The following is a 17,783-nucleotide window of genomic DNA, read 5'->3' on the forward strand; positions in this document are numbered from 1 at the left end:
GAATTGCGGTCTTGCTAACGCGTTAAGCCGAAACCTTCGAAAAAGCCATCTATGTCCCCGCCTGTCCGGTCCATCACAAGCGACGAAACTCTTCCCCAATCCGCCGATCTCGTCATCATCGGCGGCGGCATTGTCGGCTGCTCTGCCGCCTACTACGCCGCGTCACGCGGCCTCTCCGTCGTGGTGGTGGAGAAGGGCCATGTCGGCGGCGAGCAATCGAGCCGCAATTGGGGCTGGGTGCGCCAGCAGGGCCGCGCCGTGGCGGAGATGCCGCTGTCACGGGAGAGCTTGCGGCTATGGGGCGAGTTGCAGACAAAGTCGGAGGCCGATCTCGGCTTCCGCCATGCCGGGGTGCTCTACGTCACCGAGGATCAGCCCGACATGGAGCGCTGGGAGCGCTGGCAGAAGAAGGCCGCCCAGCATCAGATCGAGAGCCGGCTGTTAAGCGCCACCGAGGCCAAGGCGATGACGCCGGGCTGCACCATCCCCTGGATCGGCGGGCTCTATACGGAGAATGACGGCCGCGCCGAACCGGCGCTGGCCGCACCCGGCATTGCCGAGATGGCGCGCAAAGCGGGCGCGGTGATCGTGCAGCACTGCGCGGCGCGCGGGCTGGAGCTGGAAGCGGGCCGGGTCTCCGCCGTGGTCACCGAGAAGGGCCGGATAAAGACCTCGCGCGCGATCGGCGCCGGCGGGGTTTGGTCGGCGCTGTTCTGCCGCCGCCACGGGGTCGAGGTGCCGATCCTCGGCGTGCGCCACACCGCGGCGGCAACGACGCCCGCCCCGGAGGTCACCGGCGGGATGATCGGCACCTCGCCTTTCACCATCCGCCGTCGCACCGATGGCGGCTATACCCTCTCCAAGCGAAGCCCGCTTCTGTTCGAGCTGACGCCGTCGGCCTTCCGGCATTTCTTCGCCTTCTGGCCGGCTTTCCTGCGCGAAGGCAAGTCTATGAAGATCCGCTTCGGGCGGGCCTTCTTCGAGGCTTTGGCAACGCCGAAAACCTGGCCGCTGGACGGCCCCTCGCCGTTCGAGAAGGAAAGCGCGCGCGTGCTGGACCCGGCGCCGGATCCGCAGCTTCTGAAGCTGGCGCTGGACAATCTGCGCAAGGCCTATCCGGCGCTTTCGAAGACCGAGCTGGCGATGAGCTGGGGCGGGACCATCGATGCGACGCCCGATGCGATCCCGGTGATCTCGGCAGTCGATCCGATCCCCGGTTTCTTTCTTGCCGCCGGCCATAGCGGCCATGGCTTCGGCACCGGACCGGCGGCGGGGCATCTCGCGGTAGACCTTGCCACGGGTGTGGCGCCCATCGTCGATCCCGCCCCGTTCCGCTTCTCGCGCATGGTGGACGGCAGCAAGCTGATTCCCGAGACGGGGTTTTAGGGGCGGCCCGGGCCTTCATGGTTCGAGACGCGCTTCCTTTGGAAGCGCCCTCACCATGAGGAGGTAGGACGAGGCGCGCGGCCGACGAGGAGCACGGCCTAAGACCGCCTCATCCTGAGGGCGGGCATTGCGCTCAAGTAGCGAAGCGGTAGCGCATGGGCTTGCCCGCGTCTCGAAGGAGAGGCGGTCTCACTCGCACCGGTCATACCGGCAACAGCCGGTATCCAGCGGCAAATGCCGGGACCGCTAGCTGGATGCCGGCTTGAGCCGGCATGACGGATGAGTGTTGGCTAAAGCGCTCACAAGAATCGTCATGGCCGGGCGTGTCCCGGCCATCCACGTCTTTAATCGTTGCAGCCATTGTTTCGTGGATACCCGGCACATTTTTGGACGCTACCGCGCTTCGCGCTACTTGAGCGGGGCCAGGCAGGACGATGGAGGGGGACGAAGCTCTCATGTGGGCAGTGCGCTCAGCGCTGCTGACGGGGATGGCGCGAGCGCCTATATTCCCCCTCATCATGAGCCTCATTGACAGCGCCGAGCGCGCCGCGGCCAAACCCGTCGCTAAGGGAGACCATGTCTATCTGGTCGACGGGTCCGGCTATATCTTTCGTGCCTATCACGCCCTGCCGCCCCTGACGCGCCCCTCCGACGGGCTGCCCATCGGCGCGGTGCACGGGTTCTGCGCCATGCTGTGGAAACTGCTCCGCGACGCCGGGGAGCTGCAGCCGCCGACCCATCTGGCGGTGGTGTTCGACTATTCGGAGAAGACCTTCCGCAACGAGCTCTACGCCGATTACAAGGCGCACCGGCCCGAGACGCCGGAGGATCTGCGGCCGCAATTTCCGCTGATCCGCGATGCGGTGAAGGCGTTCAACGTCGCCTGCATCGAGCAGAAGGGCTACGAGGCGGACGACATCATCGCCACTTATGCCGCCCAGGCCGCCTCCGCCGGGGCCGACGTCACCATCGTCTCCTCCGACAAGGATCTGATGCAGCTCGTGCAGCCGGGCGTCGCCATGTACGACACCATGAAGAACAAGGTGATCGGCGAGGAAGAGGTGGTGGAGAAGTTCGGCGTGCCGCCGAACAAGGTGATCGACGTGCAATCGCTGATCGGCGATCCCACTGACAACGTGCCCGGCGTCCCCGGCATCGGGGTGAAGACCGCCGCGCTGCTGATCAACGAATATGGCGATCTGGATTCGCTGCTCGGCCGCGCCGAGGAGATCAAGCAGAACAAGCGGCGCGAGAACCTGATCGAATATGCCGACCAGGCGCGGCTTTCCCGCAGCCTGGTAACGCTGGAGCAAGACGTGCCGCTAGAGGTGCCGCTGGACCTGACCGCGGTGCGTGCCCCGGAAGCAGAAGCGCTGACCGGCTTCATGCGCGAGATGGAGTTCACCACGCTGCTGCGCCGGGTGGCGGAGGGGTTGGGCCACGAGCTGCCCGAGGGCGTTGCGCCGGCCAAGAGCAAGGCGCGCGCGAAAAAGGACAATTACGATCACCCGCTTCGCAAGCGGACCGACGGCGCCGCCGATATGACCGCGCCGATGCGGGCCGACGGCGAAGCCGGCTCGCCGGGGCAGCTTGCGCTGAACCGGGAAGCCTCGCTGCAGGCGATTCCCTTCGAGCGCGAGAAATACGAGGTGGTGACGGACCTCGCCCGGCTGGAGGCGCTGCTGACCGCGGCACGGGAATGCGGCCATCTCGCCTTCGCCGCCAAGCTGACCGGCCCTCACCCCATGGCGGGCGAGTTGGCCGGATTTGCGCTGGCGGTGGAGCCGGGCAAGGCGACCTATGTGCCCCTGACCCATCGCAGCGAGGAAGGTTTGGAGCTCGGCGGCGACAAGCCGGAGCAGATCGCCATGCGCGATGCGCTCGATGCGATCAAGCCTGTGCTGGAGGATGCCAGCCTGCTCAAGATCATGACCGGCGCCAAGTTCCAGCTCATCGCAATGCAGCGCACCGGCATTGCGATTCAAGGCTTCGACGATCCCTGTCTGATCTCCTATGCGCTGGATGCGGGACGCAGAGACCATCTGCCCGACAAGCTCGCCTTCGCGCTGTTCGGCCATATCTGCCTGACGCCCAAGGAAGTGATGGGCACGGGAAAATCCGCCGTCACCTTCGACCTGGTGCCGATCGAGCGGGCGGCAGAGGCCGCCGGCGAAGAGGTGGATGTGGCGCTGCGGCTTTGGCTGGCGCTGAAACCCCGTCTGCCGGCGGAGCATGTCACCACCGTTTACGAGACGCTGGAGCGTCCGCTTGCCCCGGTGCTGGCGGAGATGGAAGCGCGCGGCGTGCGCATCGATCGCTCCTTCCTCGGCGGGCTGTCGGGCAAGTTCGCCCAAGAGCTGGCGCGGATCGAGATGGAGATCGAAAGCCTGGCCGGCGAGACCTTCAATATCGGCTCGCCCAAGCAGCTCGGCGAAATCCTGTTCGACAAGATGGGGATTCCCGGCGGCAAGAAGACCAAGACCGGGGCCTGGTCGACGGATGCCTCGATCCTGGAAGAGCTGGCGGCAAGCGGCCACGAGCTGCCGGAGAAGGTGCTGCAATGGCGGCAGCTCGCCAAGCTGAAGAGCACCTATACGGACGCGCTGCCGACCTTCATCGACGAGACGACGGGCCGGGTGCACACCTCTTACGTGCTGGCGGCGACTACCACGGGCCGGCTCTCCAGCCAGGACCCGAATCTGCAGAATATCCCGGTGCGCACCGAAGAGGGCCGCGCCATCCGCAAGGCCTTCATCGCGGAGCCGGGCAAGCTGCTGATCTCGGCCGATTACAGCCAGATCGAGCTGCGCGTGCTGGCGCATATGGCCGATATCCCGGCCCTCACCCAAGCCTTCGCCGACGATCTCGACATTCATGCCATGACGGCGAGCGAGATGTTCGGCGTGCCGATCGAGGGAATGGATCCGAGCGTCCGCCGCAAGGCCAAGGCGATCAATTTCGGCATCATCTACGGCATCTCGGCCTTTGGCCTCGCCAATCAGCTGCGCATCCCGCGGGGCGAGGCGGCCGATTACATCAACACCTATTTCGAGCGCTTCCCCGGCATCAAGGACTACATGGAAGCGATGAAGGCGGAGTGCCACCACACCGGCTATGTCTCCACCATCTTCGGGCGCAAGGTGCATTACCCGCAGATCAACACCAAGAACCCGAGCCTGCGCGGCAATTTCGAGCGGGCGGCGATCAACGCGCCGATCCAGGGCTCGGCGGCGGATATCATCCGCCGGGCGATGATCAAGATGTCGGCGGCGCTGGAGGATGCGGGGCTTTCCGCCAAGATGCTGATGCAGGTGCATGACGAGCTGGTGTTCGAGGCGGACGAGGCGGAAGCCGAAGCGACGATGAAGATCGCCCGAGAGGTGATGACCCGCGCCGCGGAGCCGGTGCTACAGCTCAAAGTCCCGCTGAAGGTCGACGCCCGCGCGGGCGCCAACTGGGAGGCCGCGCATTAGGGGAGCGCGGCGCTCCCTCTTCTACAAATAGACGTCACCCTCGGGCTTGACCCGAGGGTCCATGCCGTTGCCGAGCCGCTTGCTCCTGACGTTACGTCGGCCGCTGATCGAGACGTGCGGTAACGGCGTGGATGCCCGGAGCTCTTTTTGCGCTACCGCGCTCCGCGCTACTTGAGCGTGGCCGGGCATGACGAAAGAGGACGTGGCACGGCGCCGTGCCCCCTCGGAGGCCGTCATATCGGCAACAGCCGGTATCCAGCTCCACAGGGAGAACTTGCCTCTGGATTCCGGCTTTCGCCGGAATGACGCCGTGCCTATCTGAATGGCGTCATGGCCGGGCGTGTCCCGGCCATCCACGATTTACCCGGCGCTAGGGCTGTCTCAGCTTTTTCATCCCCGCTTCATGCAAGATGGGCCTTGCGCGCGTAACATGGCTTTGCGCGCAACCAGGCGCAAGCACCCCGCATTGCGCCTTCTAAGAAACGCCGAAGGAGAACGCCGATGATCCGACATGGTCTGGCGGCGATGCTGATCGCCGCAGCGACGAGCCTTATGTTGAGCCAAGCCGCCTTCGCCGCCGAGGACGGCATCACCGTGGTGGAGAGCGAAAAGTTCGGCCCCTATATCGCCGACAGCGCGGGCAAGCCGCTTTATCTGTTCACCAGCGACAAGCAGGGCGCCGGCTACGCCACGCCGTCGAGCGTCTGCAAGGATGACTGCGCCACGGCCTGGCCGCCTTTCATGGTGGGGAAATCGCCGGCGCCGGGCGATGGGGTGAAGGCGCATCTGGTCGGCACGATGAACCGATCGGGCAAGAGCCAAGCCACCTATAACGGCTGGCCGCTGTACTATTTCATCAAGGATGAGGGCAAGGACGCCCCGCAAGGCCAGGACAAGCACGGCTTCGGCGGCGAGTGGTATCTGCTGACGCCCGACGGCGAGAAGGTGCACGAGGGCGACGAGGACTAGCGTCGTTCCCCCGGCGCCAGACTGGCCAACGCTGATCGAGACGAGCGGTAACGGCGTGGATGCCCGGATCAAGTCCGGGCATGACGACGGAGGGTGTGGCAACCACAGTGCCCCAAGCAAAGCGTCATGGCCGGGCGTGTCCCGGCCATCCACGATTTGCTTATCCGCTTTCCAAAAGAGACCGCCATCCTTCGAGGCGCGCTAAAGCGCGCTCCTCAGGATGACGGACACTCTGCCCGCAAACGTCATACCGGCAACAGCCGGTATCCAGCTCCAAATGCCATGCCCGTTTCTGGATTCCGGCTTACGCCGGAATGACGCCGTGCCTACCTGCACAGCGTCATGCTGAGGCGCACGCCAAAGGCGTGCCTCGAAGCAGGCGCATTGCGCTCCAGCTCCATCCTTCGAGGCGCGCTAAAGCGCGCTCCTCAGGATGACGGCTGCGGCAGCGCGCCGGAAGCCGACTAAACCACGATGCTGGCCCCGCCGCGGCGGGGGTCGCCGGCCCCTTCCAGCGTGCTGTCGGCGTCGAGCTTTGCCGCATGCACCCCGCCGAAGAACAGGTTCGGCGCGGGCCAGGGCTTGACGTCTTCCGCCTCGGCGACCGCCTGCTCGATGCCCCCGATCCCCGGCTCGAAGCTGAGCGTGCCGCATTTCTCCACATGCATGCGCGGGGCGGAGACCGCATCCTCGAGGCTCATGCTGCGCTCGATCAGATTGAGGGCGACTTGCAAGACGGCGGTGCGGATACGGTTGGAGCCGCCGGTACCCAATGCCGCCACGCTGCCATCGGCGCCCATGATCACCGTCGGCGCCATCATCGAGGAAAGCCGCGTCCCCTCGCACCAGCCTTCCGTGCCGACCAGATCCTCCTCGCCCAGCATATTGTTCAGCATGAAGCCGTGCTCGCCGACCATATGGCCGTTGCCCTCGCCATTGGAGACGGTGACGGCGGCGGCGTTTCCGGCGGCATCGATGACGCTGATATGGGTGGTGCCGCGATAGGCCGGCTTGTGCCCTTTGAGCGATGCGATCTCGTCCTTCAGCTTGCCGGATTGCAGCAGATCGCCCAGCTCGGCGCCATGGCTCTGGCGTGCCTGGTTGGTGGCGCAGAGCGCCCGGTAAAGCACGAGGCTATTTGCAGGGCCGTCTCCGCCCGCTTCCAGCGCCGCAAGGCCGTAGGCGATTAGCGCCCCGCTGGCAGCGGGCGGCGGGTTCAGCGCCAGCTCGGCGCCGCGATGCCGCCAGAGGAGCGGCTTCCGCCGCGCGACTTGGTAGCTGCGCAGATCCTCCAAGGCGAGATGACCGCCCTCCGCCGCCGATTGCTCGGCGATGGCCTGAGCGATCTCGCCCTCGGCAAAGGGGCGCGGGCCTTCCTCGGCCAAAAGCGCCAGACTTTCCGCCGCGCCGGGATTTTCGAAGCGATCGCCTTCGCCCAAGAGCTTGCCATTGGGGGCAAAGACGGACGCGGCGCTTTCGCTGGCGGTCAGGATCGGCGCCACCACCTGGAACAGATAGGCCTGGAACGCGCTCAACGGAAAACCCTGGCGTCCGGCCGCGATGGCATGCTCGAACAGCTGGGAAAGCGGCCGGGTGCAAAGCGCGCCGTGAATCTCGGCGATGCCCTGCGCCATGCCGGGCGTGGCGCTAGCGCCGAGCCCGATATGGAATTCCTGGGTGGCGGGGCCGAAATCGGCGAGGATGGCGAGCAGCGCGGTCTCGTCGGCCGCACGGCGCTTCAGCGGCGTCTCGACGAAGAAATCGTAGAGCGCCGCGTCGCCGCCGGCGGGCTTGGCCATCAGAAAGCCACCGCCGCCGAGCGAAGCCAGCACCGGCTCGACGATGGTGGCCATGGCGAGACCGGCCAGGGCGGCGTCGAACGCATTGCCGCCCTCGCTTAGAATTTCTGCCGCGGCCTCGGCAGTCAGAGGATGACCGGCCGCGACGACACCTTTCTGCATGACTTGAACTTACGCCGCTTTGGCGCGGGCCTTCTGCGCCAGGGCGACGAGGGCCTTATGCACGTCTTCGGCGGCGGTGGCCCGGGCATCGAAGGGAAGCCGCAGCATGTCGGGCCCCAGCTGCAAATCGCAGCCTTCGCCATCGCAGGAGACCATGCGCCAGGGCCCGGGCTTTGCGCCCAGAAGCTGGGTGGCGTAGAGCTCGATGGCGTCGGCATGATCGTCGTTCATATGCTCGATCATGCCCTGCTCGGCTTCGAACAGCCCCTCCAGCCCGCTGACATCGGCCAGCAGCTCTTCGGGGGTGAAATCGAGAATGCGGCCGAACCCGCCGATATAATGGGCGCCTTCGGGCACCAGGCGCCAGAAGCCGAAATCCTTGAAGCTTTCATAGCCGGACGCGGAGGGGTGGCGGGCGACGAAACGCTTGGCCAGCAACGCATCCTCCACCGGTTCGGCCTTGCCGTGCACGGAGATACGCGCCCCTTCCAGCGGATTGCCGAAACCGTCCGTGCCGTCGATGAGGATTGAAGCGCGCGGATCAGACACTAAATTCTTAGTATGGCGGGCCAGGGTCGAGATCAGAAAGGTCGGCGCGCCTTGCGCATCGGTGGCCAAGGTCACCAGGGAGGCGTAAGGATAACCTTGCTCGGCATCCAATGTCGCCAAAGCTCCTTTCAAGGCGCTGCGTAGTAGCGTCCTTGCATCTGCAGCCAATTCCTCCCGGCTCGGGTTATTCTCAGCAGGCATATTTACTTGAACCTCAATGGTCTATATTGATTTCGCGCATAATCGGCCGCGATACCGCGCCCCTAATGCTGCCATAATTTAAGGCAGCTTTGCGCCCCACACCCAATGACCGACTCACCCCCTGAAGGGGCAAATGCCTTAGAGGCCACTATCAATGCCAACAATCGCACTTGTCGACGACGACCGTAACATTCTGACGTCCTTGCGCATGGTGCTCGAGGCGGAGGGCTATAAGACACAGACTTACAATGACGGCGCAAGTGCGCTGGACGGTCTGTCCGAGAATCCGCCCGATCTCGCCATCCTGGATATCAAAATGCCACGCATGGACGGCATGGAGCTGCTGCGCCGCCTGCGCCAGCGCTCCGAGCTGCCGGTGATCTTCCTCACCTCCAAGGACGAGGAGATCGACGAGCTGTTCGGCCTCAAGATGGGCGCCGACGACTATATCCGGAAGCCCTTCCCCCAGCGGCTGCTGGTGGAGCGGGTGAAAGCGGTTCTGCGCCGCGCCGCGCCGCGGGACGGCGCCGCCATCGCCGAAAGCAAGACCAAGGTGCTGGAGCGCGGCAAGCTGCGCATGGATCCGGAGCGCCATACCTGCGTCTGGGACGACCATCCGGTGACGCTGACGGTGACGGAATTCCTGATCCTGCAGGCACTGGCCCAGCGCCCCGGCGTGGTGAAGAGCCGCGATGCGCTGATGGATGCCGCTTACGACGATCAGGTCTATGTGGACGACCGGACCATCGACAGCCATATCAAACGCCTGCGCAAGAAGTTCAAAGCGGTCGATTCCGATTTCGACGTGATCGAGACCCTCTACGGCGTAGGATACCGGTTCAAAGAGTGACGCTGAAGGAGCGACATGACCGCCGAGGCGGATAGGTCTTGGCCGGAGGCCGGTGATCCCGGACTTTCGGGCAGGCTACGGAATGTCCTGGCGGCGCTTGCCCGGGCCGGGCGTAAAGTCACGTCTTGGATCGGGCGCCGGCGTCCGTTCCGCTATGGGTTTCCAAGCCTGATCCGCCGCATCGTGGTGCTGAACCTGATCGGTCTGGCGATCCTGGTTTCGGGCATTCTCTATCTCAACCAGTTCCGCGCCGGGCTGATCGATGCCCGGGTGCAGAGCCTGCTCACCCAAGGCGAGATCATCGCCGGTGCGCTGGCGGCGTCCGCCGGGATCGACACCGACGAGGTGCAGCTCGATCCGGAGAAGCTGCTGGAGATCGAATCCGGCCAGGCCAGCAATCTGGACGACGAGGCCTTGAGCGGGCCGCTGGAATTCACCATCGATCCGGAGCGCGCCGCGCCGATCCTGCGCCGGCTGGTGAAGCCGACCGGCTCGCGGGCGCGCATCTATAACCGGGACGGCGCGCTGATCCTCGATTCCGACATGTTCTATAGCCGCGGCCAGGTGCTGCGCTACGACCTGCCGCCGCCCAGCGCCGAGGAGCCGGATGTGCTGACCTCGTTCTGGCGGGCGGTGAAGACGCGGATGCGACAATACGATCTACCGCTGTACGAGGAGATCGGCGGCGAGAACGGCAAGGCCTATCCGGAGGTCGCCGCGGCGCTGGCCGGCACGCCGGTGCCGATCGTGCGCGTCAACGATAAGGGCGAGCTGGTGGTCTCGGTGGCGGTGCCGGTGCAGCGCATGCGCGCGGTGCTTGGCGTGCTGCTGCTCTCCACCCGCGGCGGCGATATCGACAATATCGTTGCGGCGGAACGCTGGGGCATCGTCCGGGTGGCGCTGTTCGCCGGCGCGGTGACGGTGATCTTGTCGATCATTCTCGCCAATACCATCGCCGGGCCGGTGCAGAAGCTGGCGGCCGCAGCGGAGCGGGTGCGCCACAGCGTCAAGGCGCGGGCCGAGATCCCCGATTTCACCAGCCGACGCGACGAGATCGGCCATCTCTCCGGCACGCTGCGCGACATGACCAACGCGCTGTATAACCGGATCGATGCGATCGAGAGCTTCGCGGCGGATGTGGCGCATGAGCTGAAGAACCCGCTCACCTCGCTGCGCAGCGCGACGGAGACCCTGCCGCTGGCCAAGACCGACGAGGCGCGGGAGCGGCTGCAGGAGATCATCCAACACGATGTGCGTCGCCTGGACCGTTTGATCAGCGATATTTCCGATGCCTCGCGTCTCGATGCGGAGCTGGCGCGGGAAGATCTGGTCGCCCTCGACATGGCGGAGCTGCTGCGCACCACGGTGGCGCTGTTCAACGACATCCATCGCGGCGACAAGCCGGAGGTGGTGCTCGACATCGCCTATACGCCCGGCGACAAGCCTTATGTGGTCAACGGCCATGACAGCCGAATCAGTCAGGTGATCGTCAATCTTCTGGAGAACGCGATCTCGTTCTCGCCGCCTGGCGGCCAGGTGCGGGTCTCGGCCAAGCGCGAGGGCAAGGAGATCGAGGTGGCGATCGAGGATGAGGGCCCCGGCATTCCGGAGGAAAATCTGGAGCGCATCTTCGAGCGCTTCTATACCGACCGGCCGCAGGAGAATTTCGGGCAGAATTCGGGGCTCGGCCTCAATATCTCGCGCCAGATCGTCGCCGTGCATGGCGGACGCATCTGGGCGGAGAACCGTCCCTTCGACTGGCGGGCGCAAGGCCGGGCGCAGGAAACCCCGCATCCGGAGCGGACCAGCGGCGGGGCGCGTTTCGTGATCCGGCTGCCGGCGGCGGCGTAATTTTCGAACGCGCCGCGGGCGGCAAGGAGACTGTTTTGGCGGAGTTGGTTTACGGGAGCTGCGTCGCCTTCGGGCCTTACGCGGCGATCTTGCGCGGGGAATCGGGCAGCGGAAAATCTGACCTTGCCTTGCGCTGCCTCTCCCTGGTCGACGATGCGAAGCACATGCCGCGCCTGGTGGCCGACGATCAGGTGAACGTGAGGCGAAGCGAGGACGGCCTGTTGCACGCCTCGCCGCCCAAGCCCTTGGAAAACAAAATGGAAGTGCGCGGGCTCGGCATTATCGATGTCGAATGCCTGCCGGAGGCGCAACTGGTGGCGGTCTGCGATCTGGTGGAGGAAGCGGCGGTGCCGCGCATGCCGCCCGAGCACCCCGATACGTTGACTATTGACGGGGTTGCACTTCCGATCATACGGCTTGCCCCCTTCCATGCTTCGGCTGCGATGAAAGTACGTCTTGCCGTGCTCGCCGCAGCGAGTTCTAGTATCAGGCGATAGGAACGGACTTGCACACGTATCGTCAGACGACAAAGATAGCCCCCCGTGACTTCGGGGCGGACGGGAATGGGGCAGCATGATCGGTGTCGTCATCGTCACGCACGGAAAGCTCGCTGACGAGTTTCGTGCCGCGCTCGAACATGTGGTCGGGCCGCAAAAGCAGTTGGAGACGGTCTGCATCGATGCGGATGACGATCTCGATCTTAGGCGCGACGAGATGCTGAAGACCCTGGCCAAGGTGGATACCGGCGACGGCGTCGTGGTGCTCACCGATATGTTCGGCGGGTCTCCGTCCAATCTTGCGATCTCCGCCATGGAACGCGACAATGTCGAGGTGATCGCGGGGGTCAATCTGCCGATGCTGGTGAAGCTTGCGAGCGTGCGGGGCACCTCGAATCTGGACGAAGCGCTTTTGAAGGCGCAGGAGGCGGGACGCAAATATATCAGCGTCGCCAGCCAGATCCTCGCAACCGACTGACGCCCCCTTGAGCCAGATGCGGGACATCAAAAAGCGGGGCCGGCTTTATTTCGCCGAGGTATTGATCCCCAACAAGAAGGGGCTGCACGCCCGGGCCTCGGCGCAATTCGTGCGCGTCGCCTCGAAATTCAATTCCGATATCCGCGTCACCCGCGAAGGCAATACCGTGGGCGGCACCTCGATCATGGGGCTGATGATGCTCGGCGCGGCACAAGGCCAGACCGTGCTGCTGGAGACCGAGGGCGAGGATGCGCGCGCGGCGATGAACGCGCTGATCGACCTGATCGAGGATAAGTTCGGCGAGGGCGAGTAGCGGCCCGGCTAGACGCTGGTGCCGACCAGCGCGCCGATACCGTAGGTGACAGCCATGGCCAGCGCGCCCCAGAAGGTCACCCGCGAGACCGATCTCCAGATTTTCGCACCGCCGGCCGAGGCGCCGAGGAAGCCGAGCAGGGCCAAAGCGGCGATGGTGCAGACCGCCACGGCGGGGACGAGATAGGTTTCCGGCGAGAGGATCACCACCAGAAGCGGCGCGATGGCCCCGGCGGCGAAAGTGCCGAGCGAGGTAAACGCCGCCTGGATCGGCTTCGCCGCGGTGATCTCGGAGATGCCGAGCTCGTCGCGGGCATGGGCCTCCAGCGCGTCCTTCTCCATCAGCTGCTTGGCGACCTTATGAGCGAGCGCCGGTTCCACCCCGCGCCCGACATAGATTTCAGCCAGCTCTTCGGTCTCCAGCTCAGGATCGGCGTCGAGCTCGCTGCGCTCGCGGGCGAGGTCGGCCTGCTCGGTGTCGGATTGCGAGCTGACCGAGACATATTCCCCGGCCGCCATGGACATGGCGCCCGCGACCAGCGCGGCGACGCCGGCCAGCAGGATCTGCTGCTTGTCGGCGGAAGCGCCGGCCACGCCGAGGATCAGGCTGGAGGTGGAGATGATGCCGTCATTGGCGCCAAGCACCGCGGCCCGGAGCCAGCCGATGCGCGAGACCACATGGGTCTCGGCATGGGTCTTCAAGATCTGCCGTCCCTCGGCATGAGGATCGGTTTTGCCTTCCGCCATGTCTCAGCCCCCGCGTCCGCCCCGAATCGCTGCGCGCGACAAGCATAGCCGGTCGCCCATGTCGGGTCAGTGACCGAACTGAGAAGGGTAGCACTCGCCTCTCCGCGTCATGCCCGGACTTGTTCCGGCCATCCACGTCTTGCGATCCGGCGCGGTTTCCGTGGATGGCCGGGACACGCCCGGCCATGACAAAGACTGGCGAAGAACGCTTTGGAGATCAGGAATTTGGGAAGCCGAGCCGCGGCTCGGCATTCTCGAAGGTCACGTCCATGGCGTAGTAGGGCAGAAACCACAGCGGAAGATGGCCGTAGATCGGGGTCAGCTGGGACTCGGCGAAGAACTCCGACCCGTCGGCCACGCCTGCGATGTAGAACGCCGAGGCGAGGCCGGAGCGGTCGGCGCCGTCCAGACAGTGGATCAGCACGGGCGGCTCCGCATCGGCGAGCACCGCCAGCAACAATTCGACCTGATCGGGGCTGAGCACCCGCTTGGCGGAAATCGGAAAGTCGACGAGCGTGATGCCCTTGCGGCTGGCGACGGTGCTCTCCGCCTTGTACCAGTCGAGATCGGGATGGGCGCCGCGCAGATTGATGATGGTCTTGATGCCGTAGCGCTCATGCAGCTCGACAATCCGCTCCGCGCTCGGCTGGGCGGAGCGGTAAAGCACACCCGGGATCACGGTGTGGAAATTGCCGGTCAGGAAGATGAATGCCGTATAGCAGCCGGCCAGCGCGAGCGCGGCGAGACTGAAGCGGAATGCCGTCCGGCGGCGGCCGGGTGGAAAAACGTTCATCGAAGTCCCTCAAGCAAGCCAAGTTGCAATTTTAGCGTGTTGCGGGTGCCGGGACCAGCCTTTCCGAATAGCCCAATTTGCCGCGCTTGCCCCCTAGCCGGGGCAGACTTAAGAGGGTATATAACGACTTCTTTATATCTTTATTGTGGATGAGTGGACGTTCGTAGATGACCTATCACGTCAAAGACATCGAGCTCGCCGATTGGGGCCGTAAGGAAATCGCCATCGCCGAGACGGAAATGCCCGGCCTGATGGCGTTGCGCGACGAATATGGCGCAGCCCAGCCGCTGAAGGGCGCGCGCATCGCCGGCTGCCTGCATATGACGATCCAGACCGCGGTTCTGATCGAGACGCTGAAAGCGCTCGGTGCCGATGTGCGCTGGGCCTCGTGCAACATCTTCTCGACCCAGGATCACGCCGCGGCGGCGATCGCGGCGACGGGAACCCCGGTTTTCGCTTTCAAGGGCGAGAGCCTGGAAGAGTATTGGGATTTCGTCGACCGCACCCTGGAGTGGCCGGCCGGCGAGACCGCCAATCTGATCCTCGACGATGGCGGCGACGCCACGATGATGGTGATCCTCGGCTCGAAGGCCGAGAGCGATCCGAGCCTTCTCGACAATCCGACCAATGACGAGGAGCGCGCCGCTTACGCCACCATCAAGAAGCGGCTGGAAAAGGAGCCGGGCTTCTATTCCAAGTGCCAGGCGAATATGCGCGGCGTCTCGGAAGAAACCACCACCGGCGTGCATCGTCTCTACGACATGCAGAAGGCGGGCAGCCTGCCCTTCCCGGCGATCAACGTGAACGACAGCGTCACCAAGTCGAAATTCGACAATCTCTATGGCTGCCGCGAGAGCCTGGTGGACGGCGTCAAGCGCGCCACCGACGTGATGCTGGCCGGCAAGATCGCCGTGGTCTGCGGCTATGGCGATGTCGGCAAGGGCTGCGCCGAGAGCCTTCGCGGCCAGGGCGCGCGCGTTGCGGTCACCGAGATCGATCCGATCTGCGCGCTGCAGGCCTCCATGGAGGGCTACGAGGTCACCACCATGGAAGACATGGCGGCGAACGCCGATATTTTCGTCACCGCCACTGGCAATGCCGACGTGATCACCACCGATCACATGCGTCAGATGAAAGACCGCGCCATCGTCTGCAATATCGGCCATTTCGATTCCGAGATTCAGGTGGCCGGCCTGCGCAATTACAAATGGCACAATGTGAAGCCGCAGGTGGACGAGATCGAGTTCCCCGACGGCAAGCGCATCATCCTTCTGGCCGAGGGCCGTCTGGTCAATCTCGGCTGCGCCACCGGCCATCCGAGCTTCGTGATGAGCGCCTCCTTCACCAATCAGGTGCTGGCGCAGATGGAGCTGTGGGAGAACGGCGACAATTACGACAACAAGGTCTATGTGCTGCCCAAGCCCCTGGACGAGAAGGTGGCGGCGCTGCATCTGGGCCGTCTCGGCGCCAAGCTGACCAAGCTGACCGACGAGCAGTCGAAATATATCGGCGTGCCGCAGGAAGGCCCGTTCAAGCCGGATCACTACCGCTACTAAGCGCAAAAGACGGTTTCGCAATTCAGCCGCGCTCCGGGTCTTCCGGGGCGCGGCTTTTTTGTATGGGCCGGCATCGCGCAGAGCTTGTGCACAGGGGCGAAGTTCCGCTCGCACGGGAGGCCAAAATCTCCCATCCTCTGCACCCTGACATGCGGGGGCGTTGATGGTCGGGATTGCGGGGCGTTCACTACTGCTGCTGGCTTTGACGCTGGGCTTTGGCCCGGCTGCAGCCCAGGACGCGCCGGGCGGACCGATGCCGGGCCAGGCTGTGACGAGCCATGACTGGTCCGGTTTCTATCTCGGCTATCATTCGGGCGGGGCGCTTGGCCTTGCCGATGTCGGCGATCCGTACGGCAAGTCCATCTTCGGGGATACGGTGCGCACCCCCGGCGCGCTGGCCGGCGGGCAGCTCGGCTATAACTGGCAGCGCGGTTCGCTGCTCTACGGCGTCGAGGCCGATGCCAGCCTCGCCGAGATGGACGGCACCAATACCTGCTTCGGCTATAGCGGCTTTGCGCTCGGCTCCAACTGCCGCAGCGAGATCAAGGCGCTCGGCACGCTGAGCGGCCGGCTCGGCTGGGTGCTGCCTTTCGACGGGCGCACGCTGGTTTACGGTAAGGCGGGCCTCGCCTTCGCCCATTACGAGCTCGCAGCCAAGCCCAATGGCGGGCTCGGCCTGCCGGCCAGCCGTGAGAGCGACGTCGCCTGGGGCTGGACGATCGGCGGCGGGCTGGAACGGGCGCTGACCCCGCGCTGGTCGGTGAAGGCGGAATACGGCTATCTCTCCTTCGACGAGAGCTTCCGGGCACCGGCGAGCTTGCAACAGACCGCGCCGCCGAGCGGTGGGTATAGCGGCTTGGCGGGCGCGGGCACCGATAACGATCTCGGCATTCATCAGTTCAAGCTCGGGATGAATTACAAGCTCGGTGCGCCCGCCGGCGACTTCCCCGATGCGCCTTCGGCAATGACGGCGCCGGGCGGCTATGTGCTGACCCTGGGCACCCGCTATGTCTATGGCTGGGGCCAGTTCCATAAGGATCTCGGCCTGCAGAAGCGCGGCCTGACCTCGCTCGCCTCGCGGCTCACCTATGAGAACGAGTCCACCCATGGCTGGGAAGGCTTCGCCCGCCTCGATACGCCCTTCCGCGGCGTGGTGAAGGGGATGATCGGCGGCGGCAGCTCCGGCGGGCAGTTGAACGACGAGGATTGGGATCTGCCGTTCGGCCCAAGCCTCATCCCCTACTCCAACACGATCTCCGCGGTGGATAACGACGTCCGCTACGGCTTCATCGATGTCGGTTACGCGCTGCGCAAGGGACAGCGCTACAGCGTCTCGCCGTTTATCGGCTACACCCAGTTCCGCCAAAACATGGCGGGGCTCGGCTGCCGCCAGATTGCCAATCCCAACTCCGATTGCGGCACGCCGATCCCCACCAATGTCGTCGGCATCACCGAGGACGATGTCTGGGAGGGGCTTCGCCTCGGCAGCTCCGTCGAGGTGGAGATCGCACCGCGCATCCATTTCACCGGCGATTTCGCCTATCTGCCTTATGTCAGCTTCGAAGGCATGGACGACCACCGGCTGCGCAATCTGGTCTCGCCGGAAAGCGGCGACGGGGTCGGCGTGCAGCTGGAAGCGATCCTTTCCTATGACGTGACAAAGGCGCTCAGCTTGGGGATCGGCGGGCGCTACTGGTCGATGTGGACCACCGACGGCGATGTCGATTTCGGCGGCACCGGCACGACCATCCCGATGCGCTATGCCTCCGAACAGGCGCAACTCCTGGTGCAAGGGGCTTACAAATTCGGCGGACGCAAGCCGTAATAGCGACCTCTCCACCGCCATTCCTCGACCTTGGCGGCGCGCAATATCGACGCGGTTAATAATTGCTTAACCGGGAGCGCTCACCTCTGGTGTGCAAGCATCGGCGATGTAGCTAAGCTACGTGTGATTCGTTCGGTTAGCCTTGCGGGTTTTGCACTCCCGTACACAGTCTGTTGCGTTTGGTACCGGTGTCGCAGGTGACGGACGGAAGCGAGCGCAATGCAGACCAAATGGGGGAGGGCTGCAGCGGTGGCGGTTTTCCCGCGCCCATATTTTCCATCTGCCTTGACGGCCGTCGCGACCTTCCTGGTCAGCGCGGGCGACGCTTCGGCACA

General features: G+C 64.8%; 14 protein-coding genes. 10 read left to right on the plus strand and 4 right to left on the minus strand.

Annotation, left to right across the window (positions count from 1 at the left end; all coding sequences use genetic code 11):
- The first annotated feature begins 51 nt into the window (after positions 1–51).
- The 3 genes from HT051_RS00355 to HT051_RS00365 all read left to right on the plus strand — a co-directional run bounded on the left by HT051_RS00355 (position 52) and on the right by HT051_RS00365 (position 5,828).
- Complete coding sequence (locus HT051_RS00355) at positions 52–1,386, plus strand: FAD-binding oxidoreductase (RefSeq protein WP_174540192.1); 1,335 nt, start codon at positions 52–54, stop codon at positions 1,384–1,386.
- A gap of 518 nt (positions 1,387–1,904) precedes the next feature.
- A complete protein-coding gene (polA, locus tag HT051_RS00360) occupies positions 1,905–4,859 on the plus strand; it encodes a DNA polymerase I (protein WP_174540193.1) in 2,955 nt (984 codons plus the stop codon).
- Between the two features lie 501 nt (positions 4,860–5,360).
- Complete coding sequence (locus tag HT051_RS00365; protein ID WP_174540194.1) at positions 5,361–5,828, plus strand: hypothetical protein; 468 nt, start codon at positions 5,361–5,363, stop codon at positions 5,826–5,828.
- Between the two features lie 464 nt (positions 5,829–6,292).
- Here the strand turns inward: HT051_RS00365 and HT051_RS00370 are convergent, their stop codons facing one another.
- Entirely contained in the window at positions 6,293–7,789 is a 1,497-nt protein-coding gene (locus HT051_RS00370; protein ID WP_174540195.1) for a gamma-glutamyltransferase, read from the minus strand.
- A 9-nt stretch (positions 7,790–7,798) separates the two neighbouring features.
- The gene (locus HT051_RS00375) at positions 7,799–8,539 is read right to left on the minus strand and encodes a HugZ family protein (protein WP_174540196.1); all 741 of its coding nucleotides are present in this window, start codon (positions 8,537–8,539) and stop codon (positions 7,799–7,801) included.
- Between the two features lie 154 nt (positions 8,540–8,693).
- On the opposite strand from HT051_RS00375, the gene HT051_RS00380 reads away from it, so the two are divergent.
- From HT051_RS00380 to HT051_RS00400, 5 genes are all read left to right on the plus strand, one after another.
- Positions 8,694–9,389, plus strand: a complete 696-nt coding sequence (locus HT051_RS00380) for a response regulator transcription factor (protein WP_174540197.1) — start codon at positions 8,694–8,696, stop codon at positions 9,387–9,389.
- Positions 9,390–9,404: 15 nt separating this feature from the next.
- Positions 9,405–11,240: a sensor histidine kinase gene (locus HT051_RS00385; protein ID WP_174540198.1), complete on the plus strand. Its 1,836-nt coding sequence runs from the start codon at positions 9,405–9,407 to the stop codon at positions 11,238–11,240.
- 35 nt (positions 11,241–11,275) lie between these two features.
- Positions 11,276–11,737 (plus strand): HPr kinase/phosphorylase, encoded by a 462-nt coding sequence (locus tag HT051_RS00390; protein ID WP_174540199.1) that lies wholly within the window; start codon positions 11,276–11,278, stop codon positions 11,735–11,737.
- Between the two features lie 76 nt (positions 11,738–11,813).
- The gene (locus HT051_RS00395) at positions 11,814–12,215 is read left to right on the plus strand and encodes a PTS sugar transporter subunit IIA (protein ID WP_174540200.1); all 402 of its coding nucleotides are present in this window, start codon (positions 11,814–11,816) and stop codon (positions 12,213–12,215) included.
- Between the two features lie 16 nt (positions 12,216–12,231).
- Complete coding sequence (locus HT051_RS00400) at positions 12,232–12,528, plus strand: HPr family phosphocarrier protein (protein WP_174540201.1); 297 nt, start codon at positions 12,232–12,234, stop codon at positions 12,526–12,528.
- A gap of 8 nt (positions 12,529–12,536) precedes the next feature.
- On the opposite strand, the gene HT051_RS00405 is transcribed toward HT051_RS00400, so the two are convergent.
- Both HT051_RS00405 and HT051_RS00410 read right to left on the minus strand, forming a co-directional pair.
- Positions 12,537–13,274, minus strand: a complete 738-nt coding sequence (locus HT051_RS00405; RefSeq protein ID WP_174540202.1) for a VIT family protein — start codon at positions 13,272–13,274, stop codon at positions 12,537–12,539.
- 217 nt (positions 13,275–13,491) lie between these two features.
- Entirely contained in the window at positions 13,492–14,067 is a 576-nt protein-coding gene (locus tag HT051_RS00410; RefSeq protein ID WP_174540203.1) for a dual specificity protein phosphatase family protein, read from the minus strand.
- 167 nt (positions 14,068–14,234) lie between these two features.
- Here HT051_RS00410 and ahcY point away from each other — a divergent pair, with 167 nt between their 5' ends.
- On the plus strand, positions 14,235–15,623 hold the full coding sequence (ahcY, locus tag HT051_RS00415; protein WP_174540204.1) for an adenosylhomocysteinase: 1,389 nt from the start codon (positions 14,235–14,237) through the stop codon (positions 15,621–15,623).
- Between the two features lie 163 nt (positions 15,624–15,786).
- The gene (locus HT051_RS00420; RefSeq protein WP_174540205.1) at positions 15,787–17,448 is read left to right on the plus strand and encodes an outer membrane beta-barrel protein; all 1,662 of its coding nucleotides are present in this window, start codon (positions 15,787–15,789) and stop codon (positions 17,446–17,448) included.
- The last annotated feature ends 335 nt before the right edge of the window (positions 17,449–17,783 follow it).

Source organism: Methyloligella sp. GL2 (genome assembly GCF_013341275.1).
GTDB lineage: Bacteria > Pseudomonadota > Alphaproteobacteria > Rhizobiales > Methyloligellaceae > Methyloligella.